The organism is Parvimonas sp. D2, assembly GCF_035282635.1.
Classification (GTDB): Bacteria; Bacillota; Clostridia; order Tissierellales; family Peptoniphilaceae; genus Parvimonas.
Map to the genome: position 1 here is coordinate 1 of NZ_JAYKBO010000008.1, position 25,276 is coordinate 25,276.

Sequence of the window (25,276 nt, forward strand, 5' to 3'; positions counted from 1 at the left end):
TTATCAGCGGAGTCTTTAACATAAGTTGTATGTTTTGGAATCTTATCCTTTATTACAACCTTTTGTTCTTTTCCAGTTGTATTTGTATAAGTGACCTTGTAAAGTAGTTCTTGACCTGCTTTTACTTCTTTACCGTCTATACTTGCTTTATTATCTTTACTATCAAATACATCTTTTACTGGTTTCTTTGGTGTAAATACTTTTACTGGTTTTGATTCAACTTTATAAACATTGTTTATATTGATATCAAATTTATTTTCGTATTTTGTTCCTTCTTTTGTTACCTTACCTGTAATTATAGGTGAAGTTACTTTTGCTTCTTTTGTAAGGTCTCCGTTTATTTTTTGTAATAAACTTTCCTTTGCTGTAAATTTAAGAACTCTTGTTCCTTCTGTATATTCTACATTATAATCAATATTCTTTGCTTGAGTTCCTGCTAAATCAAGTTCATAACCTTCAGGTAATGTATCAGTAAAAACTAAGGATTTTATTTCTTCATGTCCTTTTGGAAAAGCAGAAGTATTTAATTCAAAATTTACTACTGAACCTGTTTTTACTACACTATTATTTATATCTTGATTGTTTTCATTAAGCACTTTCTTTTCTACTTGTGATTTTACATAAAGCACACTGTAGTGATAAGTAACTTTTGTATCCGGCTTTTGTGGTTCTTCTGGTGGTGTAGGTTTAGTTGGCTTATTAGGTTCCTTTGCTTTAATTTCAGGAATACCAATCGCACGAACTTTACCATTTAAAGAGTACCAAATATTAGGTTTTTTACCTTCTTTATTATCTTTATTTGTAACTATAGGTCCATAATTTGGAGGATCTAAAATAGTTGTAGCAGAAGCTGCCCCAAGTGTAATATAATTTTTACTACCTTGTAATCTAACTACACCAGCACCATACCATGAATTTTCTGCATCAGCAGTATCCCAACCTGATCCAGGTTCACTTGGACGTTTATACATAGAATGTTTACAACCACCTTCACCTTGTTTAAAGTTCAAGCTTTCAGTTGCATAAATCAAATTACGTTTTGTATCTTCGCCTACTGTTGAACCGGAAATTTTTACAAATTGTCCTGGCATATAATCTTTAGCAAGCTCTATAGAATTGTGTTCACGGTTAAGAGATGCGACTGACATTAACGCATCTTGAAATTCAACTGGATTTCCATCTTGATCATAAAAAGTGAATTCATTTTTAACAAAAATGGAAGTATCTTTTTCAGTGTCGCCTGTGTAAGCAGATGCGAATATCCCAAGTGTTGGGTCTGTAAAGATTCCTAACCATGCCTTAGTATTCTTAAAAGCAGAGTCTGAAGTTAAAGTATATTTAAAAACTATTTTTGAGATTTTTTTACCATTGTAATAAGTTTTTTGAAGGTTTGTATATGTGGCTGTTACACTTTGTCCCTTTTGTAATAGAACTGTTGCCCATTTTACCGTACCATTATTACTAACAGTAGTTTTCCATGAAGCTTTATCTCCAAAGTTACCATACAATTCCGATTTGCTTGTAATACCACCGGCATTTTCCAAATCTTTAACACTCATATCATCTAATTGCAACGTTTTTCCAGCATATTTGTCTGTTTTACTAAATGCATTATCAACCGCATTAGCTGATACATACTTTCCTTGATTCTCAGATAGAGTTAACTTTGCATCTGGTTCTGAATCATACACAAGTGTTTTAGCATATGGAGAAGACAAAAATCCAGGTTTATCTTTATTCTTTTTGTAATCTTCTAATGCCTTTTCCATTTCTTTTTTTTCTTTTTCGTATTGCTTTTGAAAATCATCATACTCTTTTAAGTATTTTTTATAATCTTCCTCATATTTAGCTAAATCTTTATCATATTGTTCTTTTTTCTTGTCGTATTCTGCTTTTTTAGCCTTATACTCATCCAATTTAACTTTTGTTTCTTTAATTTTTTTAATCTGAGCTTTATAATCAGCATCAATTTCCGCTAATTTAGTATTAGCCTCTGCATTAGAACCAACAGAACCTTTATCCACTACAGAATCTTCTGTAATATCTAATCCAGAATCTTTTGCTTCCTTTACAGCTTTATCCAACTCAGTTCTATCAGCTTTTACTTCTATTCCCTTAATTGGATCTGCTGCATAAGCTTGAGATGCGATTGGCATAATCAATGAAACTATTGCCATTACCGATACAAGCTTATTAATAAATTCCCTTTTCTTCACTATTCAATCCCCTTTCCATAAGAAATATTTTTTTAATAATTGCTTTTTAACTATAATTTTTAAAAATCTCAAAAATTTGCTAACATTCTAAATAATATTTAATAAAAAATGTCACCTATTATATTTTATCATAAATAACAACAAATGTCCACATTTTTGAGGCTTAAATCGTTAGAAATTCTATTTTTTTAATAATTTATATATAAAAACCATAAAAAAGAACTTAGTTTTTTACTAAGTTCTAATTCTTGTGAAGTAAAAAATCTTCCGAAAACTCACCCAATACAAATATTTCAGAAGGGCGAATTTTTTTCTAAAATTTCTAATTAAAAGCCTAAATATAAGAAATATAGACCTATAAGTAAAATTATTATTCCAAAAACAATTTTTACAATATCTGATATTTTTCCATAAGATTTATTTGACATCACTTTTCCAACAAAGCCTGTACTAGTTCCTGCAATTATTACCAAAATACTGTTGCCTATTGAATATAGCAAAAATAGTAATACTCCCCAAAGTAAACTTCCTTTTGAAGCAACAATCGCAAGTAATGCAACTAAAATTGGAGTTGAACAAGGACTTGAAAACAATCCTGCCATTATTCCAACTATCAAAGCACCTATATATCCAGTCTTTTTGCTTTTATTAGTCAAAATTTTACTTGGAACTACATTTATTATCTCCCAAGTTTGCAATGCCATTAAAATCATTACAATCCCTAAAAATATATTCCAAAGTTGTCCTGATTGATTAAAAATCTTACTAAGTAAAGCTGCTAAAACACCTAAAGTTGTATAAGTTATTGCCATTCCAATGGCGAATACAACAGAAATTTTAAAAGCTCTTTTAGTGTCATCTTCCTTAGTTCCAGTCATAAAACCAATAATCAAAGGAATTGATGCAAGCGAGCAAGGTGAAATAGAAGTTAGTATTCCTCCAAGTAATGCGAGGATTGGAGCTAAGATACCAAAAGATTTCAATCCTTCTCCAATGATATTCTCTAAATTATTTAACATTCTTCAACATCTCCTCAATAACTTGCTTTAATTCTTCATATTTAACAACACCTTCTGATCCACCAAACTTTAATTCGCCAGTTTTCTTATCTTCATAAGCAACATAACTTATTTTCTTCGCCAAATCTCCCTTTGCTTCATAAGGTGTTCCATCTGCATTGAAGTAAAATAAAGTAGGTGTTACTCTTACTGGAAATTGTGATGCAAATGCTTGTTGTTTTCTAAGGTCGATAGTTTTTATTATTACTTTATCCTTATATTCTTTTCTCAGTTTTTCCAAAACTGGGTGCTGAACAGCACAAGCATGTCATCCATTTTGGCTAAAGTCTAAAATCATAACCTTTTTTTGACTTTTTAGACTTTCTAAAGTTAGATTCTCATCTGAATTAGAGTTTTTAGAATCTGAACTGTTTTTGTTGTCGTTACTACTATCATTTTTATTGTTATTGTTATTAGATTTGTTTTCTGTGATAGTATTATTTTTGGAGTTTTCATTACTATCATCTTTATTGTTTTTATTCATATAAAAGTTTTTAAAAATGAAAATTCCAAAAACTATAACGAACACTGAGCATAAAACTGCAATCTTCTTTTTCATAGTTCTCTCTCCTTTTAGAATTTGATAAAATTATACCCTCTAATAAAAATGAATAATCATAATCAAAAAGAAGTATGATAAAAAATTTTCTATTTTCTTTAAATTTAGTACAAATGTCCGTGATAATTTTATTTAATTATCTACAAACATGGAGATTTAGGAGATTTCCAGAGTCATTGAATCTTATTATTGTATTTTTATACAAGTCCTTTACAGGACTTACTATTATTTGTAAACAAATAATAGTATGAGATCTCTCCATTCCGCTACGCTACAGTCGAGATGACGTATAAGAAAATATCTTCGTTTGATGGCTAGACGTTAACTGTAAATAAACTTCAAATTATCTTTATAACTATAGTAGAACAAATAAAAATCTACATCATAGTATTTTAAAAATATAAATAAACTAAATAATTCACGTCATAGCACTTGGAAAAAAATCTTCCCAACACGTCATCTCGACTGTAGCGTAGCGGAATGGAGAGATCTCATAGTTTTGCTTGTAAACAAGCAAAACTAAATGTATCGTAGATACATACATTATAATAATCTTATTCTTAATAGGACTTTGGTAGTTTTTCCCAACAAAAAATAGGCTATCCGCCTATTTTAAAGTTTTCTAATTGTATTTCATTTAGCCCGTCTTGTTTTTCTTGTTTTCTAATATTTTCAGTTATTAGATTTTGGATTTCATCGATTGAATATTCTAGATTTTCTCCTTTTATCAACTCACTTGCTACATTTTCTCCTTTTATCAACTCACTTGCTACAAGAGACGAAAACACGTCCCCCGTTCCACAAATTTTTATATCAACTTTTTCACTTTCAAACCATTTTATTGAGTTTTCGCAAAAAGAAAAAGTATTAAGTTTGTTTTTTTCTTCAAAACTTTTGATTATAACCAGTTTTGCACCCATTTCAGCAAGTTTTTTTGCGATTTTTTCTACATCTTCCCTTTCTATTTTAGAAAATACTTTTTTATAATCCGTCAGCAAAATAGCCTCTGTGAGATTTGGTGTTACTACATCTGCAAAATTCAAAAGTTCTCTATAAAAAGATATTTGTTTTGCAGTTGTTCCGGAGTATTTTATACCATTATCTCCAAGTATTGGATCTAAAATGACTTTCCCTTTAAAATTTTGTAAAATTTCTTTTATTATTACAAAAACTTCATCATTATCAATAAATCCAATATAAATTGCATCAACTTTCTTAATTTCAAGAACTTTTTGGACTGTTTCAGAAAAGTTTGGAATATTAAAACTAATATAATCCTTATAACTCATATTAGAAGAGAATATTTTGGTTGGAACTCCAATCACTTCATGACCATTTTGTGTTAATACTGAAATATTTGCCTTTAATGCCATATTTCCAACTACACAGTAGTCATTAAATACTAAAATTCTCATTTATCTTATACTCTTTTTCAAAATTGGCTTTAAAACCTTTACCAATATAACAGCAATTAAAACTCCAACAATTGCATTAACTGATGAAGCCCATAATCTTTGTAGCCCTTTTGCAATTGCTCCTGCTTGTGGTAATCCTTTAACATAAATATCAGATATATAACTTTTAGATAAATATAAAATTACATAAGTGACAGCTCCTGTTATTGAACCTATTAAATTTTTCTTAAAGTCTTCTGCTTTTGCTCCGTTTGAGTATGCGATTTTACCACATATGAAAGCCATTAAAAATTTAAATGTAAATGTAAATGGTGCAGAAGGTAGATAAATTGGATTTATTAGGTCAAAAATTGCTGAGCCCAAGCCAGAAGCAAGACCACCTGCAAGAGGCCCTAATAAAAGTCCACATAATAGGCAAAATCCATTTCCGATATGTACTCTAGTTGCACTTGCTCCAAGTGGTATTTGGATTTGGATTTGTGAAGCTACAAAAACAACTGCTGCCATTACTCCTATTAATGTTATTTTTTTAATACTTAATTTGTTTTCCATATAAATGCTCCTTTGTTAATTCTAATCAAATATAGTATAATATAGATATTGATACTGTTTGTAGTATCAAAATAATATTTTTTTATGGTGTCAGAATGTTAATATTAAATAATGGTGTACTCTATATGCAAATATATGAGTATTTTAAAAATGAAATAATAAAAGGAACTTACAAAGCTAATAAAAAACTACCTAGCAAGAGAAATCTTGCAAAAGAGTATAATATCTCTTTAAATACTGTAGATAACGCCTATTCAAAACTCTTTGAAGAAGGCTTTATTTACTCAAAAGAAAGACAGGGTTTTTTTGTTTCTGATGTTGGAGAGCTTTATGTCCTAGATAGCAAGCCAATCCACATAACAAAAGAAGAAGAAAATATCGAATATGACTTTTCATACAGCGGTGTAAGTGAAGAATTTCCTTATAAGATATTCAAAAAAATATCTTCAAATATTTTCGACAATAAAGATATTTTAGAGAAAGTTGATTATCAAGGTTATCTTCCACTTAGAACACAAATTTCAGAATATCTTGATAAATCAAGAGGTTTTAAGGCTGACCCTTCACAAATTGTAATTTCAAGTGGTTCAGAATATCTTTTCCAAATTATTTTTAAATTGATTTCAGGAAAATTTGGAATTGAAGACCCAGGATACAACATGCTTTCCAATATCATGGATACAAATGATATAAACTATGAATTTATACCAGTAGATGAAAATGGAATGGATTTAACAAAATTAAAAAAATCAAAGTCAGATTTTTGTGTTATTACTCCAGCTCATCAATTTCCAACCGGTGTTATAATGAATATGCAAAGACGTGTTGAACTCTTGAATATGAAAAGGATAAAATATGTAATCGAGGACGACTATGACAGTGAATTTAAGTATTCAAAAAGACCCGTTCCAGCATTAAAATCAATTGATGTGAATGATAAAGTAATTTATATTGGCTCTTTTTCAAAGTCAATTTCTCCAAGCTTTAGAGTAAGTTTTATGGTTTTACCATTCGATTTGGTTGAAAAATATAATAAAATTTTCAAATTTTTCATCTGTCCCGTTTCAATTATGGTGCAAAAAATGCTTACAACTTTTATAGAGTCTGGGGAGTTTGAAAAACATCTTAACAGAATGAGAAAAATCTACTCTAAAAAACGACAACTATTAATGGATATGTTAAACGAAAGAAAAGATCTCACTATAAGAGGTGCAGATGCAGGGCTTCATGTGGTTTTAGAATATCCAAAAACTTACTCAGAAGAATATATTATAAAAAAAGCAAAAGAAAAAAAGATAAAAGTTTATGGACTTGGTTCTTATGGAACAAAAAGAGAAACACCTTCGATTTTATTAGGTTTTGCAACACTTAGTGACGAAAAATTAAAAGAGGGGATTAAATTATTCCTAGAAATATAGGAGGTTTTATAGAGTTTAAGGAATTTGATTATAATAAGTATTTTGAAGAAATAAAGAGAATCTTTAAATCTGCAAACTGGTCTGCATATCTAAAAGATGATGAAAAACTAAAAAGAACTTTTAAAAATTCACTTTATCTTTTAGGTGCTTTCGAGAATGATAAATTAATTGCCTTTATTCGTTGTGTTGGAGATGGCGAACACATATTACTTATTCAAGACTTAATTGTAGATTCTAATTACTATAGGCAAGGAATTGGAACAAAACTATTTAAGTATGTTTCAGATAAATATAAAGATGTTAGAACTTTTTGCCTTTTTACAGATATTCACGATATTAGAGATAATGAATTTTACAAGTCTATGAAAATGGTTAGGATTGAAGAAAAAGATATGATTTCATATATTAGATAGTTTTATTTTACATTAAAAAAGCTGTGAATTTTTTCACAGCTTTTTACAATCATCAGTTACTTTTTCCATATATTTCAATTATTTTTCAACAAGTTCGGCAGATTTATAATTTATCTTATCTAAGAAAACGTCTAAAGTCTGATTCCCTGCCACTAAAGTATATTTATTATTTTCTTTTATCCCTTTTGTACTCACTATAACAGTTTGATATTCCGATTTTGGTTTATATTCCGTTAAGGTTTTTCCTGATTCATCCAAAACTTTCAGATTTTCTTTAGTTTTTTTGTCAAATTTCATCAACATACTTCCCTGAGTTGAAGAATCTCCAAAACTTTTAACTGTTGAAGAATTTCCAGCACCTACAAAAGTTCCTCCACTTATTTTAGCAGAGCCTTCATAATTCAGTACTGAATTTTCGCTGTTATTTGAACTTTCTACAATAGTTTCTCCTCCAGTTACGGAAATATCACCCTTAGAATTTAATCCATTTTTTTCGGAATAAACACTAACTTTTCCCCCACTTATTTGTATATGTAGAGAATCTGGCTCAGTATCTTTTTTGCTACTTGCAAATATGCCATCATCTTTCGAAACAACCTGTGTGTTTCCGCCTCTTATGTCTATATTTTCGCTTTCGATGCCGTTATCTCCACTTTTTATATTTATATTTCCATTGTTTATTGTAACTTTCGAATTTGAATTTATTCCGTCTTTCCCAGCGGAAATCTTAAAATTTCCATTTGCAATATATACTCTGCCTTTATTACCATCTCCAAAAGCTTTTAATCCTGTACCTTTCTCGCCAGACTTAATATCATATTTACCATCGGCTATTGCTACAGAATTATTAGCACTTACAGTATTTCCAGCAGTATCCATTGCATACTTTCCATCTACAAAGACTACCTTATCTTGAGATACAATTCCTCTCCCATAAGGTGAGAAAAGATTTAAAATTCCTGTACCGTTAAAACTTAAATCACTCTTTGAAAAAATAACTGAATCCTTGTTGTCCTCTTTATTATATTCACCTTTTAGTTCCAATTTATTATTAGTGTCTGATGCTAGAGTAATAATAGTCTTTTTAGCATTTTCAACTAAAATAGGACTTCCTTTAGATGAAGAAATATCAACTCCTTTCAACACAAGTTTTACTTTATCATTACTTTTTGCATTAACTACAATTTGACCATCATCGAGTTTACCGGTTAAAATATAAGTTCCTCCTGCAGAAATAGTTATAACATTTCCAGAAACACTTACATGTTCTCCTTTTATTTTAGAAATATCACTTAAATTCAAAATTGTACTATTTTTTTCATCGATCATCGCATCATAATCATCATCAGCAAAAATATTCGACTTAGCATTTGAATTAGTTCTATTTACTTTCATATTTTGCATCGAATGTGTATTGGTTTCTTTTGTAGGTTTACTACAAGCTACCAAACAACCAGACAATATAGCCAAACTGAATAATTCAACTACCAATTTATTAGCCTTCATATGTCCTCCTTAATACTATTTCAACACAATTAAATTCTTATTCATATTTTGTAATTACATTTTACAAAAGTAACCTTTGATTAACCTTAAATATATTTTTATTTTAAAAGATATTTTTGAGTAAAAAAGCTTAATGAAAGCAGTAAATTATAAAAATTAGACTCCAATAATTAATGTATCTACGATACATTTCACTTTTGCTTGCTTACAAGCAAAAGTGTGAGATCTCTACAGTCGATTGTACTCAAATCAAAGATTTGGACAATCTTTGCATCAGACCTACTGTTGATTGTTTACAAGTAAACAATCAAATGAGATTTCTCCATTCCGCTTCGCTACAGTCGAAATGACGTATTTGGAGAAATCTTCGATTAAGAGCTAGACGTTAAGAGCAAACAAATTTCAAAAATTATTTTAAAAATTGCATAGAAAACAAAATATTTCACGTCTTATCACTTTGAAGAGAAACACCCCTAACACGTCATCTCGAGCGCAGTCGAGAGATCTCATAAAGCCCAGTGATTATATATGTAATGATTGTAGTTGACTATACTTTAATAAAAAAATGAGATTTCCATATTCCGCTTCGCTACAGTCAAAATGACGTATAGAGAGAAATCTTAGTTTAATAGCTGAACGTGAATCGTAAATCATCTTCAAAAAGTATTAAAAAATTTAAAAAAAACTTTAAAAATTATTTAAATTTATATATAAAAAAACACAAAAAAGAGCTATTAATTTAATAACAGCTCTAATCTATATTATTCAATTTTTTATAATTTAACTATAAAAACAATTTTTTCTCCATCAAAACTATCAGCAGAAATTTTCCCCTTATGTTTTAAAACAATTGATTGAGCGATAGAAAGCCCAATTCCATATCCGCCAGTTTTACTGTTTCTTGAACTATCTGCTCTGTAAAATCTTTCAAATAGGACATTATAATTTTTAATTTCTAAATTGTCTGCTTCATTTTCTACAGTAAATACTATTTTTTTATTTTGCTTTGTTAATCTTACATTTATATCACTATTTTCTTTTGCATATTTAATAGCATTATCAAGCAAAATTCCTATAACCTGTCTAATTAATTTTTCATTCCCTTTAAAAGAAATTCCATCTTCAATATCTGTGACTATATTTTTATCCAAACTTAAAGCATAGTCTTTAACATCTGTAATACAATCATTAAGCACATCTGAAAAAGAAAAATCTAATTTATCTAAGTCATCGGATTCTTCAAGTTTAGTAAGTGAAATCAAATTACCGATAAGTCCATTTAATCTATTTACCTGCTTATGAATATTTCCTGTCCACTTACTCTCCCCACCTTCCATTTCAAGCACATCTGCACTTGTCTTTATTATAGCAAGTGGTGTTTTTAACTCGTGGCTTGCATCTGTGATAAAAGCATTTTGCTTTTCATATGCTTGAACCATAGGTGCAACAGCTTTTTTTGATAAAACATATGAAAAGAATGTAACAAGTCCTAAAACTAAAAGGCTTATAATAACACTATTTCCAAGATTTGAATAAAAGACATCAAAATCTTTTACAACATCTACAAAGGCAATCAACTTTCCCTTATCCGTATTTTCAACCATATATTTAAAACCCTTGTAATAGCCACTATGTTTTCCTTTAGCCAAAACTTCTTTTGCATAATCAACAGCATCGGAAGCACTTGTAAAAAAAACATCATCTGTATTAACCGTTACAATATTTTTTTGATTATCTGTTCTAACTGTAAAAAATCTGTTAGAAAAGTTCTTAAGATATAATGTCTTTTTTTCATCAGCATTTTCATTAACTACTGCAAAACTTGGCATAACTCCATTATTTTCAATTAATGTTTTTAGTAGTTCATCTGAACTATGTTTAAGATTATAGAAGTTAGCAACATTTACAAAAGCCATAATTGCCAAAATTACAATGGAGATAATTCCAACTGAAAAATAGATAAACTTTTTTCTAAGTTTACTTTCCATTTATAGCCTCCAAAGAGTAACCAACATTTCTAGTTACTTTTATCTCAACATCTGCATCTAGTTTTGCAAGTTTCTTTCTAAGATATGAAATATAAACCCAAACGACACTTATATCAGAATCTGTATCATAACCCCATATTTTATCCATAAATGTATCAGCTGAAATGATATTTGAAGGTGTTGACATTAACATTTCAAGCATTTGAAATTCTTTGTTTGTAAGTTTGTAATTGCCCTTTTCTGATGACAATTCAAAAGTAGTTCTGTTTAAAGTAATATTTCCAAAAGTCAAAACATTGTCTGTTACATTTTCTTTTCTTCTAGTTATAGCTCTAAGTCTAGCGAGCAATTCCTTAACTTCAAAAGGCTTAGTTAAATAGTCGTCTGCTCCACTATCAAGTCCCACAATCTTATCGTCAAGTTCAGACTTTGCAGTAAGCATAATAACTGGAATACTATTTCCATTTTCTCTTATAGTTTTTAAAACAGTAATACCATCAACTTTCGGCATCATAATATCTAAAACAACAGCATCATAGTTTTCCGCTTCCAAATAAGTAAGTGCTTCTTCTCCGTCATAAACGACATCAACAGAATACTTATTACCTTTTAGAATAGCACAAAGACCATCTGCTAAATCAATCTCATCTTCACAAATTAAAATCCTCATAAAAACACCCCGTATTTTTTCTATACTTTTTTTATATACTATAACAGTATAACCTTAAAATAACTTAAAATCAAGTATATAAAAACTGCACCCTTTTTTTAAAATTCATGATTTTAGGTGCAGTACAAATTTTGTAATTTAAAGATATTTATCCCCTCAACAATTTCTTGATTCTCTTCTTGTTTATGAATAGAATATATATAAATAAAATCATATATATAACAAATAAAATATATCTAATGATATTATTTTTGTAAATCAACTCAAAAATTAAAATCATTGGAAAAGAAATTACTAGACAAGTAAGAATTGTCTTTAAATCAAAAAGCTTCTTATATCCCAATTTACATATAGTATTGTAATGAATTAAAAATAGTACAACATATCCTGCTAAAGTTGTATATCCTGCTGCTATATATCCATACTTTCCTATAAAAATATAATTCAAAACAATATTAACAATTGCTGCAACTGTAGTTCCCATTGCAACAACTTTCATTTTCTTTTCAAAAAATTCTACTTGAACAAACATTGTATATGCGAATTGGAATAAACAACCAATAATCAAAGGTGGTAAAACACCAACACCTTCAATATACTTTTTTCCACCTAAAAATAACATAACTTCAGGGGCAACTAATAGTATTCCAACAATCATTACAAAGAACAGTCCAAAATATTTAGTTGAATATTTTTTTATTAATCTTTTATTACCTTGTTTTAAATTATCGAGAACCCAAGGAGCCCATGCCTTGTTCATTGAATCCAATAGAGCATAAATTATTACAGTAATTATATAAGCAACACTGTAAATTGCAGTATGCTCTGTCCCTGCCATTTTGGTAAGCATAATCCTATCAGAAGAACCTAATACAATCAAAGATAATTGATGTGGCACTAGAGGTAAACTAAAAAATAAAGCATATTTAAGATACGATTTTTTTATAATCTTCCCTCTTTTAACAATTAGAATATACATAAATAGTCCAATGACTACATAAGGAATGTATTGACCATAAACTCTTCCATCTAATTTATTATTACAAAGAACAACTAAGAAAACGGAAAGTAAACTTGTAGATACTACAATTAAACCCGTTAATAATGAAAATGCCTTATATCTATAAAAAGCTCTTTCAGTTGTTATGAAATTATAAAATGCCTCTTGAAAAAGAATAAATAAGAATATTATATGGAAATATTTTTTATCTATTCCTGTAAAAGCACTTATCTGATTACCAAAAATCAAAAAAACTATATAAAAAGAAATTGTTATTATATTCGATAAAACTAGAGCTGAAAAAGAATAACTAGGCAAATCCTCTTCGTAATCAAGTTTTGCTCTAATTATAGAAGAATGTATATCACATGCAAAAAGGATAGACATTACAGCTACCCAACTCGCAATATTATTATATTGCCCATAATCATCTTTGCTCAAAACTCTGGAAAAAATTGGTGCAGTAATAAATGCAATCGATCTAAAAAGAAAATTGCTTATCGTATACCATATTCCTGATTTTAAAACTACATTTCCTTTAACCTTTGACATACTTCCATCCTTTTATTGTTTCTATAATACTTATATAAAATAGCTATCATAATCCAAAACTCTGTTACATACCAGAAAGATAAAGATAAGAATAATTGGCAAGAAACTGTAAAGAATACTATATAGAGTTCTCTCCAAAGTCTATCTTTACATAAAAACATCTTTATTGTCTGAATTAACAAAAATGTAAGAATACCTACTCCAACTAATCCAAAACTACATACCATTTCTAAGACTATATTATGTGAATATCCTACAAAATGTTCAGGAAATACAAAAGGTCTATCTCCATATGCACCATAACCAAATACCCAGTTATCTTTTATTGCTTTTCTAACTAATGTCCAAATTTCATTTCTACCACTATCGTCCGTGATGCTTGATTCAAGTAGTTTTGTTATAGTTCTAGTTTTCAAACCAAGATTTTGGAAAGTATTTATAAGAAAATCATAAATTTCATTTTTAAATAAAAATATAAGTCCTAAAACTCCAATTATTATAGTTATTTTTTTCAAACTTTTTCTTTTATTATCAAGATGTATTGAATTAGAAATAGCCATAAAAATTAAAAATAATATTGGCAAAAACAATGCACCTCTTGAGCCTTGAAAAAATATCATTCCTATACAAAGTATGCTTAAAAGCAAGTCTTTTGGTTTTTTTTCTTTCATATAAACGTAAAGAAAAACTATTGTAGGAAAAATCAGAGTATATCCAAAACTCAAACTGTATAATCTTGTTACCTTTGCTCCCACATGGTTTACGTCAACCCAATATCCACGAATAAGTCTTGGAATATAAACTGAAATGAATATCTTTAAGAAATTTAGATATGAAAAATTTTTAATTATTTTATAAAAATCTTTAGGATCATCTAAAATGGAAAAAAACAAAAGTGCATAAATAGCTGAATCCGGTCTAAAAACTCTTAACAATCCATATTCTTTTCTAAAATAGAAATATCTATATTGAGGAAAAAATACATAATTAATTAGAAAACTCAATGCAGAAAAAATATAAATTAGGAAAAATAATTTACTATCTTTTAATATCTCTTTATCTTCTCTATAATATCTTATTAATAAAAGTATTGGAAAAGAAGCTACTGCGAATAATACAATTTCTCTAGGATTTCCTTCAATATTCAATCTATGAAGAAAAAATCTAGCTGCTGTAAGAAAAAAGTCGCTAAGTAACCATAAAAATACCAATAATTTAGGAAAATTCTCTTTAGTTATTGAAAAATGTAATCTTCTTTCTCTAATACTTAAAAGCATTTTTTAACTCCTGTAAAAATAGTTCTACTTCTTCTTCTTTTGTAGACCAACTTGTTACTAATCTTATCTCAGTATGTTCTGAATCTATCTTCTCAATTATTTCCCAATCAAATTTATCTTTTAATTTAGCTAATATTTTATTAGGAAATACAAAAAATTGTTGGTTAGACGGACTTTCAATTCTTGATTTCAAACCTAAATCTAAAATCCCCTTTTTTAATTTAATAGCTAATCTATTAGAATAAGCACCAATATTCTTATAAAGGTCACCTTCCATTAGTCTTTCAAATTGCAATCCTAATAACCAACCTTTGGCTAAAACTCCACCTCTTTGCTTTGCGATATATCCAAAATCTTCTTTTAACCTATCATTAATTATTACAAGTGCTTCACCAAATAAAGCACCATTTTTTGTTCCACCTATATAAAAAGAATCGCATAATTTAGCAAGTAACTCATAAGTAACATCAGAGCAATCAAGAGCACTTGCAAGTCTTGCCCCATCACAATATAAGTACAAATTATGTTTATCACAAGCTTTTCTTAAATTATAAAGCTCTTCTTTTGTATAAACTGTTCCTACCTCAGTCGTTTGACTTATGTAAACTAATTTAGGTTTTACAATTAGTATTCCTGCATGGTCCCAATTTTGCTCTCCACAAGCTTTTTCAATATCTTCAACTGTTACTTTCCCATCTTTTCCTGCAACTTCAATACACTTGTGTCCTGTTGCTTCTATGGAACCAGTTTCATGAACACATATATGTCCTGTCTTTACAGCTATAACAGCTTCATGAGGACGTAAAAAAGCACAAATTGCTACCAAATTAGTTTGAGTTCCGCCAGAAAAAATACGAACATAGGCATTTTCATTTTTTATTTTTTCTCTAATCAACTTTATAGCATTTTCAGTATGATAATCTCTTCCATAAGGATTGTTATTTTCAAAATTATTATTAATCATTACTTCTAAAATTTCGGGACAAGCCCCATTGCTATAATCGTTAACAAAACTTATCATAACATTCCTCCGAATTATAATTCATCCAAATATTGTTTATAATAAGGCCATCTTCCCTCTTTAGTAGTAATTTGTTCGGCATCTGGGTCAGCACCAGGATTCCCTTCAACTAATTCTACTTTATAATCCTTAGTTATTACAACATCCCAACCTATATATCTCATATCAGGAACTACTTTTGCAGCCCTTTTAATCGTATCTACAACATCATTCCAAATTGGAACTTTGAAGCCTACTATTTGAGTATTTGAATCTGGATGGAAGATATGCCAATCATTATTTTTATCTAAACCTTTAGTACAAACTATTCCAGTTTTTGGATCTACATAAGAAGCAATTCCCATATGATGAAAATTATCCGCTATTTTACCTTTCCTCCCAATTCTTAGTAATGCACCAATTATTTCAACTTCACCATTAGCTCTAACAAAAGAAACTACTCTTATACTATTTATAGAAGTATCATTAAAATCAGACATTTCCTTGCATTGATTTAAAGATTCTTCGCAAAGAATATTTTGTTTTTTATACTCCTCAAAGTATTTTTCTACATCTTCTATCTCGCTAACAGAAACTTTCTTTACTCCTAAACCAAACATTCCACAAGGGTCTTTTGCAAAAAATGTATCCTTACCATCTAAAAATTTAATAAAGTCTGATAAGTTTGCATCTTTTGTATCTATCCAATCTCTTTGTAAAAAATCAGCAAACTTCTTATCAAATTCAGGTTTTTGGTCAAAAATATATCTATGTTCTGGATTATTTGCTCTTTGCATCATCTCTATTAATCTTCCATGAACAAAATATTTTCTTCTTTCTGGTTTTGTCTTCCAATAAAAGCCATATTGAATATAGTCGAGCAAATATACTCCATGAAATTTCCATTCTACAACAAAATCAAAGAAAACTCTTATCTTCTTAAAAAATGATATATCCTCTGGTAAATTAGATGTTATATCTCTATTAAATCTTGATATTTTACTAAATAAACTTTCTCTTTCCATAATTTTTCCCAATACCTTACTTATTTTTTATTTTATAAAATTGTTCCCAAATTTCATCTTCACATTCTTTAGAAATTTCTTGTTTCGACTTGTTGAATTCATGTTCTAGCTTAAATTCTGCACGTTTTTTAACTAAGGATTCAAAATCTCCTATTACTTTAGCAGGTACTCCTCCAACAACAGAATTATCTGGAATATCTTTAGTAACACAACTTCCTGCTGCTATTACAACATTATTTCCAATTTTTACATCATACATAATCTGTGAATTAGAACCGATAAATACATTATCTCCTATATCTATACAACCTACTTTTTCAGTAAATTGTCCTCTGCCAAGTCCATTTAACATATAATGTATTACATCATGAGTAACAAAATTAACTCCTGAAGCAATCCAAACATTATTTCCAATGCTAATTAAATTTGGATACAATGGTATTTTTCTTGAATTTATCATCACTCTATTTCCACATTTTCTAAAAACATTATGTTTTTTCAAATATTCAACTCTCTTCATTGGTGATTTTATAAAAAGAGTTCTTAAAATCATAAAATATCTGGAGCTCATTTCTACTCACTTTCATTTTTAAAAATTTTTATAAACAATCATTTAATATTTTTTTAATATTTTCTTCTCCAAGTCTTTCTGGTGTTCTTCCATTTGCTCTCATATCCACACCTAAAGCTGAACTTGCAATTTCTATTAAAGAAGTTGCTATCGGAGTTTTTATTCCTAAAGATTTTCCTAAAGATTCTAACATTACCAAGCCTTGAGGAACATCTTCAGTTATATATCTAGAATTAACATTTGTCGGAGCCTTTGCTCTTGTAGGCATAGAAGCATAAGCAAAGAAAACTTCTTTTGCGTCTTGACTGTCATCTAGTGAATTTCTAAATTTACAGGCTTTAACATAGGACAATCTTTCTAACCCTAATTTTTCTAGAATATTCATCTTTTCATCATCCAAAGCTTCCAAAATGTTCCAAACATGTTCTGTAAAGGCATAATGATACATACAGAAATTCTCTTTCATAGAGTCAATCATTGGAATACTTAAGACGGAGCCGATAGTATGTACTATCATATTAGGATTATGTAATCCAGCTTCTGCTACATTTTTTAAATAGTAGAAAGGAAATCCTAATTTTTCCAATTTTTCTTTGGCATATTCTAAATTTTTCACAGGATATACTCCAAGTGGATTTCTTACATTTCTAAAACCAACTCTAAATTTCCCGTTTTCAATTATTCTTCCGTCAATAAAAGAGCTTTGTGCTTCAACTATTGTAATATCTTTTTTGCAATATTTTAAAAGATATGCTGTTGAAAAATATCCAGGATTTATTAGAATGATTTGTCCGTCAACTATATATTCAGCTATTCTTTTTATGACCTCTTCATGATAATTAGTTTGAACATAGATTAAAACTATATCCATTTTTGAAATTTCAGACAAATCTCTTGTAACTTTGGAAATGCAACCCACTTTTTCTACCTTTTCCTGTTCATCAGGATTCATACAACCGTCATCTCCAAAGTCTATTAGAGTCATTTTCCCATTATTTTTTTCAAGATAATTAAAATTGTCATCATGTATAGAATTAGATGTCTTTATTAGTGTAACATCCAGTCCTCTATATGCCATATCTCCTGCAACTGCACAGCCTCCATTGCCAGCACCTACAACAGCTACTTTCATAAATTCCTCCTAATTTTGACTATATTGTAAAGTTTTTGTTATAAAAACTTCTTCTAATACTTCATCTGTTAAATCTCCAAATGTAGGACCAAAAGTTATTTGATTAGCTCCTGGTGTAACATTGTATTCAATGAAAACTGGATCTCCACTTTCATCAATGCTAAAGTCCCAACCAATCAATTTAAAATGAGCTAATTTTCTATGTTCATTTTTAACTATTTCTATAACTTTATCAAATGAAGGTACAAATCTACCCTTAAATTCAATTCCTTCATCAGTTTTTTCAATCCATTCAGCTTTTCTATTCACTCCCTTTTCTTGAAGTGTTCCGTCAGGATTAATTACACAAGCATATCCACCTGCTCCGATATTATCAACTCTAGCTCCTTTTGCTCCAATTCTCAAAATAGATGAGAGTATATGAACTTTACCTTTAAAGAAAAATGAAATTACTCTAACTGTATTTAGAGATGATTCATTTAATTCATTTAAAAGAGCATGTTGTTTTACAAAATCTTGAGCAATAAAATTTGCTTTAAGGTCATCAAAAGCTTGTGAAATAATTTCTTTTTTTATATTATTTTCATCAAAGAAAGTTATAAGTCTTCCTTCACCACTATCTATAGATGGTTTTAACATAAATTTATTTTCTTTTAAGCAAATATCCACCGCTTCTTCTTTAGTTATCGGATTAAAATCAGCATCATAATAGACACTTGCTATATTCATTATAATTGTTCTTGGTCTTTTTATATCTCTAAACCAAACTGAATGAAGACATTTATCTTCTCCAAATCTTCTAAATTGAGGATTACTGAAATACGGAACTATAACTCCATAAAACAAATCATCAGGTATGTATCTTGGATCTAAATCATGACTTCTATCCCAAAAGATTTGATACCACATCTTAGCAGGTTTTAGCCCGTACTTTTCCCAATAAGGTATGACTATTTTTTTATAGTCTTCTGTACAGTCATATCCTCCATTCATCCTTTTTAATCTTAATTTTGCAGACTTTCTGGCTTTATGTTTTCTAAAAGTTGATTCCATAAAAAAATTAAAATCATCTATTTTTTTTCTTACTCCACTTCTCACAGAAATTCTCCTTATCTAATGATTTTTACTTCATTATATTTCATCATATATATATTTTCGTCATAGTTTCCAATTTCAACTTCATTTTTTATTCCCTTTAAGTTAGAAATAATCATCTTCATATGATTACATCCACTTTCATAGGCATGAGGATAACCGCCGCCAAATCTTGGATTAACTTCTGAAATGTAATATTCTCCATCAATTTCAAAAATATCTATATCTATTTGTCCTCTATATCCTGCAGATTTTACGAAATCCTTAACTAAAGCAAATAGTTTTTCGTCTTTAAAAGATACTGACTTATCGGTTTCACCTGCTCTCATAAGCAATTTTTTCTTTGCAAAAATCGAACAAATTTCTCCACTTATTAAATCTATATAGACATCAACTCCAAATTCTTGTCCTTTTAAAAATTCTTGAATCATTAAATTGTCAGAATTTTTAAATAATAAATCCAAAGTTTCCATATTTTCAACTTTATTTATTGCAACTGACGCACTTCCCTTAATGGGTTTTACAAAAACAGGAAAGTCTATAGTCTTATTTTCATAATCCTTTATAAAATCTTCTCTATTGTCATAGCTTTTAGCTGTTTTATATTCATTTTCAGTCAACCAATTAAACATTCTAATTTTATCTAAGCTCATTTCACATAATTCATAAGGTGAACCTACTATTTTAACTCCTAATTCCTTAAACTTTTCTTCGTTTTTAGCTAATAAAGAAAGTTCTGGGTCTATTAAACTTAAAACTCCAGAAATATTTTCTTTTTTACATATTTCTAAAATTCTTTCAATATATCCATCCGAAAAAATTCCAGGAACAATATAAAATTTATCGGCTTCATAAATAGAAGGAGCTAAATTGCTCATATCTGTTGCGATTACTTTTCCCATTCTATTTCCATTTTCATCTACAAGATTTTCTTTAAAATATTCAATTATCTTATTTCTTGTGCCTGAACTCAAGACTAAAACATTAACTTCCATAATTTCTCCAATAAATTATATATTTTTATTTCTTAAATAATCAAAAAACAGCGGTGTTCCACCAGTATGAATAAAAAGTATATTTTTACCTGAAATATTATTTTTTTCAATATAATTTTCCATTCCATTATATGCCTTTGCAGTATAAGTTGAATCCATAGGAATCCCATAGTTCAAAATCATATTTTCTATGGTCTTAGAAATATCATCATTCATATTTCCATATCCATTTCCTACATAGTCATCAATAAATATTGTTGACTCTTCTATTAAGCTTGAATCTTTTTCTATATTTCTTTCACTAAAATATTCATAAATACTTGATAATACAATATCTCTTCCTCTAGGATTTTTTCTTGCAATGCTAATTCCTACAATTTTTTTATTGTCTTCATTAATCAGTTTCCCACAAACAAGACCTGCCTGAGTTGTTCCAGTTCCTGATGCAAAGAATATATAATCAAAAATAATTCCGTTTTCTTTTTCATATTCTTTTATTTCTTCATAGCAATCTACATAGGCTCTTGTTCCCAAGTTTCCATGTCCACCACCTTGAATAAAATAAGGTTTCTTACCAGAATTTTTTAAGGATTCTAATGTTTTCTCTATTGTATCAGATACTTCATCTACAGAAACAACTTGAATTTTAGCATCAAATAAATTCATCATACTTTGATTGAAAGTCTCTTCAAATGCTTCTTTAGGACTGATTATGTAACATTCCAATCCTCTTTGTTTTGCCATATTTGAAATTATTCTGCAATGATTAGAGCTTCCACTTCCATAGGTTACAACAGAGTCAAAATTTCCTCTATCAATTTCATCAAAAAAATATTTAGCTTTTCTCGCTTTATTTCCTCCAAATGAAAAAGGGATTAAATCCTCTCTTTTCATATAAATAAAATTAGAATTATAATCTCCCAATCTATGAATACAAGTTTTATATTTTTTCATATTATTCCTTATCTATAACTGCAAATTGTCTAAGTCCTTCTTTGTACTCTTTTCTTAAAGTTTCAAAATCTGTGTAGTGAATGTATATATTCTCTCCAGCTTCATCAGTAACTGTTAATAATTCATTTACTTTTTTTATAGTATCACACATTTCTTCACAATCTTTGCCATAAATTTTGACAATTCCCATATTTACATTCTTTCTTACGGAGTCACCTTGTCTTTTAGGCATATCAATTACAACATTTTTTAATTTCAAAACTTCATCAAGGCCTTCCATTTTATCTACGACTGCTTCATGAGTGGTAAATAAGTCATAAGCTCCAGCACATTTAATATAAGCACTGTCTAAAGGCTTAGGAAGATCAGATTTTTTATGTTCCTTGCCTAAAGCAAATTCTATCATCCATTTATAAGTATTAAAACCTGAAATTTTTTCATGAACTGCATAAATGCCTGGGCCTGCAAATCTATGTCCCATTTCAAGGGCATAAAAATGTCCATCATTATCATACATCAATTCAGACCATGCTATTCCATTTTTACAACCTGCATCTTTAAAAACTTTAATAAGAGGTTCATTTACCTCTTCTAAATATTGTTTTAAGTGGCAAGAAGCTATATATTCTATTGAATATAAATTTTCTGCCATTCCCGGTTCGTGGTGCATAGATGTATAATATGAAAGTACAATCTCGCCATCAGCTATTACATAATAACTTGTATATTCTCCACCTTTTAATTGTCTTTCCACAATTATATTTTCATTATCTGATATTGCTCTGGCTTTTTTATATCCTTTAATCAATTCTTCTTTATTATTGCAGTAGCTCATACCTCTATTCCCACTTTTATCTACAGGCTTTACTACTACGGGATATTTAATATTTTTTAAGCTCTCTTCAGATAATTCATCAGTAAGATGATAATCTTCCGCAACTCTAACACCATGTTTCAAGCACAAGTCTTTAAATTTCCTTTTATTTCTTGAAACTTCCCAAGCATTATCGCTTGAACAGTATAAAGGCAAGTCTAGTCTTTTACAGATTTCTCTACAATTTTCAATGTTAAATTCACTAGCTCCAGCTAGAATTCCGTCTATATTTTCTTCTTTTATTTTTTTTATCAAAATTTCAATATCAGTAGTGCTAATATTCCACGCTTCATCTGCTATTTCCTTTGTTGGAGAAGTTGTCATCAAGTCTGTAACTATTACATAGACACCCATTTTCTTGGCTTCTTCAACTAAGTGAACGGTACTAAAATCACTACCTAATATTAATAATTTTTTGCCCATAAATCTCTCCAATTTTGCTTATTTACATTGATTTTCTATAGTCATCAAAACGTCCAATTTTATTATCAGAACCTTGAATAATATCTGATTTTTTTACAACTTTACCAATAGTTTGAAATACAATACTCAAATCTCCAGTAAAACTAATATTATTCACATAATCTATATCATAACCTAAAGTTTCTTCCCAAGAAGATGCATTCCTACCATTAATTTGAGCCAATCCACTAAGTCCCGGTCTTACATCATGTCTATGCATTTCTTTTTCTGTGTAATAGGGAATATATTCTTCTAAAAGAGGTCTTGGACCTATTATTGCCATATCTCCTTTTAGAATATTAAATAATTCAGGCAATTCGTCTAAAGATGTGGCTCTAAGTCTTTTTCCAAAAGTAGTTAATCTTTCAGAATCAGGAAGCCATTCGCCATTTTCATCTTTTAAATCTTTCATAGTTCTGAATTTGTAAAGTTTAAATATTTTTCCGTTTTTTCCAGGTCTATTTTGTGTAAAAATTACTGGACTTCCAAGTTTAATTCGAACTAAAATAGCCACGATAATTAAAATTGGAGAAAAAATTATTATTGCAAAAAATGAAAGAATAATATCTAATAATCTTTTTATGAAATTTTCATAAACTTTTGTTTTTCTTTTCCTATCCAAAGTTATACATCCCTTTATTTGAAACAATTTCTAATAATTTTAATAATTTTATCTTGTTCTTCTTTTGTCATCTTATTATCGCTTGGTAAACAAAGTCCTCTATGGAAAATATCTCTACTAACATCAATATTTCCATCATACAATCCATTTTTAGTAATAAAAATATTGTCTTTATATATAGGTTGCATATGCATTGGTTTCCAAATAGGTCTGCTTTCAACAACATATGTTCTTAAAGTATTCAAAATTTCAATTGGACAACTCTTTCCACTTTTCTTAACATAATCTGCCTCAAGGTCTCCAATATTTTGTTCGCACATAGCTTCTTTGTCAATGATTATACAAGATAGCCAAAAATTAGGAACTGATTTTTCTTTATCAAATGGATTCATCTTTAAAGGTAATCTTTTAAGTCCCTCTTTGTACCTTTTATATATTTCAGTTTTTTGTGCTATATGTTCTTCCAAATAAGGCAGTTGACCTCTTACAACACCAGCGACAACATTACTCATTCTGTAATTATAACCAATTTCATGATGTTGATACCAAATAGTATCCTCTCTTGATTGTGTAGACCATTTTTTAACTTTATTTGCCAACTTTTCGTCATTAGTTAAAAACATACCACCTGAAGTTCCTGTTATTATCTTGTTTCCATTAAAAGACAAAATATTAAAGTTGTTTTCTGTTCCTATAGGTTTTCCTTTATATGTAGCTCCTAAAGCTTCTGCAGAATCTTCAATTAATATCGCATTATGCTTCTTACATATAGACTTTATCTCATCTAATTTTGCAGGAACTCCATATAGATGTACTAAAATAACACATTTGACATCAGGATAAAGTTCAAATGCCTTTTCAAGAGCCACTGGATCCATATTCCAAGTATCATACTCAGTATCTATGAAAATAGGTTCGCCACCTTCATAAACAACTGGATTTACCGTTGCACTAAAAGTCATATCTGAGCAAAAAACTTTATCCCCTTTTTTTATTCCAGCACTCTTAATAGCCAAATGCAAAGCTGCAGTTCCGGAAGAAAGAGCAACTGCAAATTTACAATTTAGTTTGTCAGTGATAATTTTTTCTATTTGATCGATATTTTCTCCGATAGTTGACATCCAGTTCGTGTCATAAGCCTCTTTCATATAATCCAATTCTAATCCATGCATAGTAGGGGAACTCAGCCATATTCTCCTATCAAAAACTATGTCAGTTTCATTTCCCATTTTAATAAATATCTCCTATCCGTAAATAAATAAATGCTCCTATCTTAATGCTTAGTCTTTATTTGTACTTGATTTAAAATAATTCCTAAGACATCAACCCCTATATTCTCCAATTTTGATTTAGAATGTAATATTTCTTCCTTATTTGATTTTCCAGATTCAACAAATAAAATACTTGAATCACATTTTCTTGCAATTAATGATGCATCAATACTTGAGTTTAAGTCCGGAACATCAATAATTACTAAGTCGTATTCTGAATTAATATATTCAAAAAATAAATTAATTCTATCATTTTGTAATAAATCAAGAGGATTCTTTGTAGAATCTCCAGCTAAAATAACATCAAAGTTATCCAATTCTGTTTGGAATACAATATCATAAAAATCTGTTTTATATTCTAAAAAGTTTCTTAATCCAACAAGATTTTCTTTAAATTTAAAAAGTCTATCCTTATTTAATTTTCTAAAGTCGCAATCTACGTAAAGTACTCTTATCCCCAATTTAGCAAATGAAAATGCAATATTAAGAGCATTTTTACTTTTTGTATTACTTTGTTTTATTGATGTTGCAACTATAGTCTTAAAATTCTTATTTTTTAAAATGATATTAGTCCTAATAGTATTGTAATAATCTTCTACTGTTGTATTTATTACATTTTTAGTAGATATTCTCTTTTTCATATTTTCGCTC

23 protein-coding genes and 1 pseudogene are annotated in these 25,276 nt (G+C 28.9%); 2 read left to right on the plus strand and 22 right to left on the minus strand.

The annotated features are described in order from the left end of the window. The 6 genes and pseudogenes from VJI77_RS07085 to VJI77_RS07110 form a co-directional block, all read right to left on the minus strand. The coding region (locus VJI77_RS07085) for a GbpC/Spa domain-containing protein (RefSeq protein ID WP_323988893.1) at nucleotides 1–2,216 on the minus strand (2,216 nt) is incomplete at its 3' end. Between the two features lie 326 nt (nucleotides 2,217–2,542). Then, a complete protein-coding gene (locus tag VJI77_RS07090) occupies nucleotides 2,543–3,235 on the minus strand; it encodes a cytochrome c biogenesis CcdA family protein (RefSeq protein WP_323988894.1) in 693 nt (230 codons plus the stop codon). Next, nucleotides 3,225–3,524 (minus strand): annotated as a pseudogene (locus VJI77_RS07095) (thioredoxin family protein); the annotation flags it as partial. The pseudogene VJI77_RS07095 and the gene VJI77_RS07090, both read right to left, overlap by 11 nt. An 18-nt stretch (nucleotides 3,525–3,542) precedes the next feature. Further along, nucleotides 3,543–3,854 carry a DUF6556 family protein gene (locus VJI77_RS07100; RefSeq protein WP_323988935.1) on the minus strand — a complete coding sequence of 104 codons (312 nt, stop codon included), beginning with the start codon at nucleotides 3,852–3,854 and terminating at the stop codon, nucleotides 3,543–3,545. 578 nt (nucleotides 3,855–4,432) lie between these two features. Beyond that, nucleotides 4,433–5,248, minus strand: a complete 816-nt coding sequence (locus VJI77_RS07105; RefSeq protein ID WP_323988895.1) for a bifunctional hydroxymethylpyrimidine kinase/phosphomethylpyrimidine kinase — start codon at nucleotides 5,246–5,248, stop codon at nucleotides 4,433–4,435. Next, nucleotides 5,249–5,800 (minus strand): ECF transporter S component, encoded by a 552-nt coding sequence (locus VJI77_RS07110; protein ID WP_313961559.1) that lies wholly within the window; start codon nucleotides 5,798–5,800, stop codon nucleotides 5,249–5,251. A gap of 95 nt (nucleotides 5,801–5,895) precedes the next feature. Between VJI77_RS07110 and pdxR the strand changes: the two genes are divergently transcribed. Both pdxR and VJI77_RS07120 read left to right on the plus strand, forming a co-directional pair. After that, nucleotides 5,896–7,218 (plus strand): MocR-like pyridoxine biosynthesis transcription factor PdxR, encoded by a 1,323-nt coding sequence (gene pdxR, locus VJI77_RS07115; RefSeq protein ID WP_323988896.1) that lies wholly within the window; start codon nucleotides 5,896–5,898, stop codon nucleotides 7,216–7,218. A 59-nt stretch (nucleotides 7,219–7,277) separates the two neighbouring features. Next, nucleotides 7,278–7,631, plus strand: coding sequence for a GNAT family N-acetyltransferase (locus VJI77_RS07120; protein ID WP_323988936.1), 354 nt, complete (start codon nucleotides 7,278–7,280; stop codon nucleotides 7,629–7,631). A 78-nt stretch (nucleotides 7,632–7,709) separates the two neighbouring features. Here VJI77_RS07120 and VJI77_RS07125 read toward each other — a convergent pair whose 3' ends face one another. The 16 genes from VJI77_RS07125 to VJI77_RS07200 form a co-directional block, all read right to left on the minus strand. Next, nucleotides 7,710–9,137: a carbohydrate-binding domain-containing protein gene (locus VJI77_RS07125; RefSeq protein WP_323988897.1), complete on the minus strand. Its 1,428-nt coding sequence runs from the start codon at nucleotides 9,135–9,137 to the stop codon at nucleotides 7,710–7,712. A gap of 773 nt (nucleotides 9,138–9,910) precedes the next feature. Continuing rightward, nucleotides 9,911–11,125, minus strand: coding sequence for a sensor histidine kinase (locus tag VJI77_RS07130; RefSeq protein ID WP_323988898.1), 1,215 nt, complete (start codon nucleotides 11,123–11,125; stop codon nucleotides 9,911–9,913). Beyond that, nucleotides 11,115–11,795 carry a response regulator transcription factor gene (locus tag VJI77_RS07135; protein WP_009354435.1) on the minus strand — a complete coding sequence of 227 codons (681 nt, stop codon included), beginning with the start codon at nucleotides 11,793–11,795 and terminating at the stop codon, nucleotides 11,115–11,117. Before VJI77_RS07135 ends, VJI77_RS07130 begins: the two co-directional genes overlap by 11 nt. Before the next feature lie 148 nt (nucleotides 11,796–11,943). After that, on the minus strand, nucleotides 11,944–13,347 hold the full coding sequence (locus VJI77_RS07140; protein ID WP_323988899.1) for an oligosaccharide flippase family protein: 1,404 nt from the start codon (nucleotides 13,345–13,347) through the stop codon (nucleotides 11,944–11,946). Next, nucleotides 13,323–14,624, minus strand: coding sequence for an O-antigen ligase family protein (locus VJI77_RS07145; RefSeq protein WP_293440257.1), 1,302 nt, complete (start codon nucleotides 14,622–14,624; stop codon nucleotides 13,323–13,325). The genes VJI77_RS07140 and VJI77_RS07145 overlap by 25 nt, the downstream gene beginning before the upstream one ends. Next, nucleotides 14,608–15,645 carry a threonine aldolase family protein gene (locus tag VJI77_RS07150; RefSeq protein ID WP_323988900.1) on the minus strand — a complete coding sequence of 346 codons (1,038 nt, stop codon included), beginning with the start codon at nucleotides 15,643–15,645 and terminating at the stop codon, nucleotides 14,608–14,610. Before VJI77_RS07150 ends, VJI77_RS07145 begins: the two co-directional genes overlap by 17 nt. A 14-nt stretch (nucleotides 15,646–15,659) precedes the next feature. Next, nucleotides 15,660–16,649: a sugar-transfer associated ATP-grasp domain-containing protein gene (locus VJI77_RS07155; protein WP_323988901.1), complete on the minus strand. Its 990-nt coding sequence runs from the start codon at nucleotides 16,647–16,649 to the stop codon at nucleotides 15,660–15,662. Nucleotides 16,650–16,665: 16 nt separating this feature from the next. After that, entirely contained in the window at nucleotides 16,666–17,220 is a 555-nt protein-coding gene (locus VJI77_RS07160; RefSeq protein WP_218015457.1) for an acyltransferase, read from the minus strand. 28 nt (nucleotides 17,221–17,248) lie between these two features. Next, complete coding sequence (locus VJI77_RS07165; RefSeq protein ID WP_323988902.1) at nucleotides 17,249–18,352, minus strand: NAD/NADP octopine/nopaline dehydrogenase family protein; 1,104 nt, start codon at nucleotides 18,350–18,352, stop codon at nucleotides 17,249–17,251. A gap of 9 nt (nucleotides 18,353–18,361) precedes the next feature. Continuing rightward, nucleotides 18,362–19,450: a sugar-transfer associated ATP-grasp domain-containing protein gene (locus VJI77_RS07170; protein WP_323988903.1), complete on the minus strand. Its 1,089-nt coding sequence runs from the start codon at nucleotides 19,448–19,450 to the stop codon at nucleotides 18,362–18,364. Between the two features lie 11 nt (nucleotides 19,451–19,461). Next, on the minus strand, nucleotides 19,462–20,442 hold the full coding sequence (locus tag VJI77_RS07175; RefSeq protein WP_323988904.1) for an ATP-grasp domain-containing protein: 981 nt from the start codon (nucleotides 20,440–20,442) through the stop codon (nucleotides 19,462–19,464). A 15-nt stretch (nucleotides 20,443–20,457) separates the two neighbouring features. Continuing rightward, entirely contained in the window at nucleotides 20,458–21,396 is a 939-nt protein-coding gene (locus tag VJI77_RS07180) for a 1-aminocyclopropane-1-carboxylate deaminase/D-cysteine desulfhydrase (protein ID WP_323988905.1), read from the minus strand. Between the two features lies 1 nt (nucleotide 21,397). Continuing rightward, nucleotides 21,398–22,693, minus strand: coding sequence for an ATP-grasp domain-containing protein (locus VJI77_RS07185; RefSeq protein WP_323988906.1), 1,296 nt, complete (start codon nucleotides 22,691–22,693; stop codon nucleotides 21,398–21,400). Nucleotides 22,694–22,715: 22 nt separating this feature from the next. After that, entirely contained in the window at nucleotides 22,716–23,354 is a 639-nt protein-coding gene (locus VJI77_RS07190; protein ID WP_313961571.1) for a sugar transferase, read from the minus strand. Between the two features lie 14 nt (nucleotides 23,355–23,368). After that, a complete protein-coding gene (locus VJI77_RS07195) occupies nucleotides 23,369–24,583 on the minus strand; it encodes a DegT/DnrJ/EryC1/StrS family aminotransferase (protein WP_323988907.1) in 1,215 nt (404 codons plus the stop codon). Between the two features lie 44 nt (nucleotides 24,584–24,627). After that, complete coding sequence (locus VJI77_RS07200) at nucleotides 24,628–25,266, minus strand: polysaccharide biosynthesis tyrosine autokinase (protein ID WP_313961573.1); 639 nt, start codon at nucleotides 25,264–25,266, stop codon at nucleotides 24,628–24,630. Nucleotides 25,267–25,276: the final 10 nt, after the last annotated feature.

Coding starts and splice junctions, on each gene's coding strand:
- VJI77_RS07090 (WP_323988894.1), bottom strand. CDS start 3,235: ATGTTAAATAATTTAGAGAATATCATTGGAGAAGGATTGAAATCTTTT.
- VJI77_RS07105 (WP_323988895.1), bottom strand. CDS start 5,248: ATGAGAATTTTAGTATTTAATGACTACTGTGTAGTTGGAAATATGGCA.
- VJI77_RS07110 (WP_313961559.1), bottom strand. CDS start 5,800: ATGGAAAACAAATTAAGTATTAAAAAAATAACATTAATAGGAGTAATG.
- pdxR (WP_323988896.1), top strand. CDS start 5,896: ATGTTAATATTAAATAATGGTGTACTCTATATGCAAATATATGAGTAT.
- VJI77_RS07125 (WP_323988897.1), bottom strand. CDS start 9,137: ATGAAGGCTAATAAATTGGTAGTTGAATTATTCAGTTTGGCTATATTG.
- VJI77_RS07130 (WP_323988898.1), bottom strand. CDS start 11,125: ATGGAAAGTAAACTTAGAAAAAAGTTTATCTATTTTTCAGTTGGAATT.
- VJI77_RS07135 (WP_009354435.1), bottom strand. CDS start 11,795: ATGAGGATTTTAATTTGTGAAGATGAGATTGATTTAGCAGATGGTCTT.
- VJI77_RS07140 (WP_323988899.1), bottom strand. CDS start 13,347: ATGTCAAAGGTTAAAGGAAATGTAGTTTTAAAATCAGGAATATGGTAT.
- VJI77_RS07145 (WP_293440257.1), bottom strand. CDS start 14,624: ATGCTTTTAAGTATTAGAGAAAGAAGATTACATTTTTCAATAACTAAA.
- VJI77_RS07150 (WP_323988900.1), bottom strand. CDS start 15,645: ATGATAAGTTTTGTTAACGATTATAGCAATGGGGCTTGTCCCGAAATT.
- VJI77_RS07155 (WP_323988901.1), bottom strand. CDS start 16,649: ATGGAAAGAGAAAGTTTATTTAGTAAAATATCAAGATTTAATAGAGAT.
- VJI77_RS07160 (WP_218015457.1), bottom strand. CDS start 17,220: ATGAGCTCCAGATATTTTATGATTTTAAGAACTCTTTTTATAAAATCA.
- VJI77_RS07165 (WP_323988902.1), bottom strand. CDS start 18,352: ATGAAAGTAGCTGTTGTAGGTGCTGGCAATGGAGGCTGTGCAGTTGCA.
- VJI77_RS07175 (WP_323988904.1), bottom strand. CDS start 20,442: ATGGAAGTTAATGTTTTAGTCTTGAGTTCAGGCACAAGAAATAAGATA.
- VJI77_RS07180 (WP_323988905.1), bottom strand. CDS start 21,396: ATGAAAAAATATAAAACTTGTATTCATAGATTGGGAGATTATAATTCT.
- VJI77_RS07185 (WP_323988906.1), bottom strand. CDS start 22,693: ATGGGCAAAAAATTATTAATATTAGGTAGTGATTTTAGTACCGTTCAC.
- VJI77_RS07195 (WP_323988907.1), bottom strand. CDS start 24,583: ATGGGAAATGAAACTGACATAGTTTTTGATAGGAGAATATGGCTGAGT.
- VJI77_RS07200 (WP_313961573.1), bottom strand. CDS start 25,266: ATGAAAAAGAGAATATCTACTAAAAATGTAATAAATACAACAGTAGAA.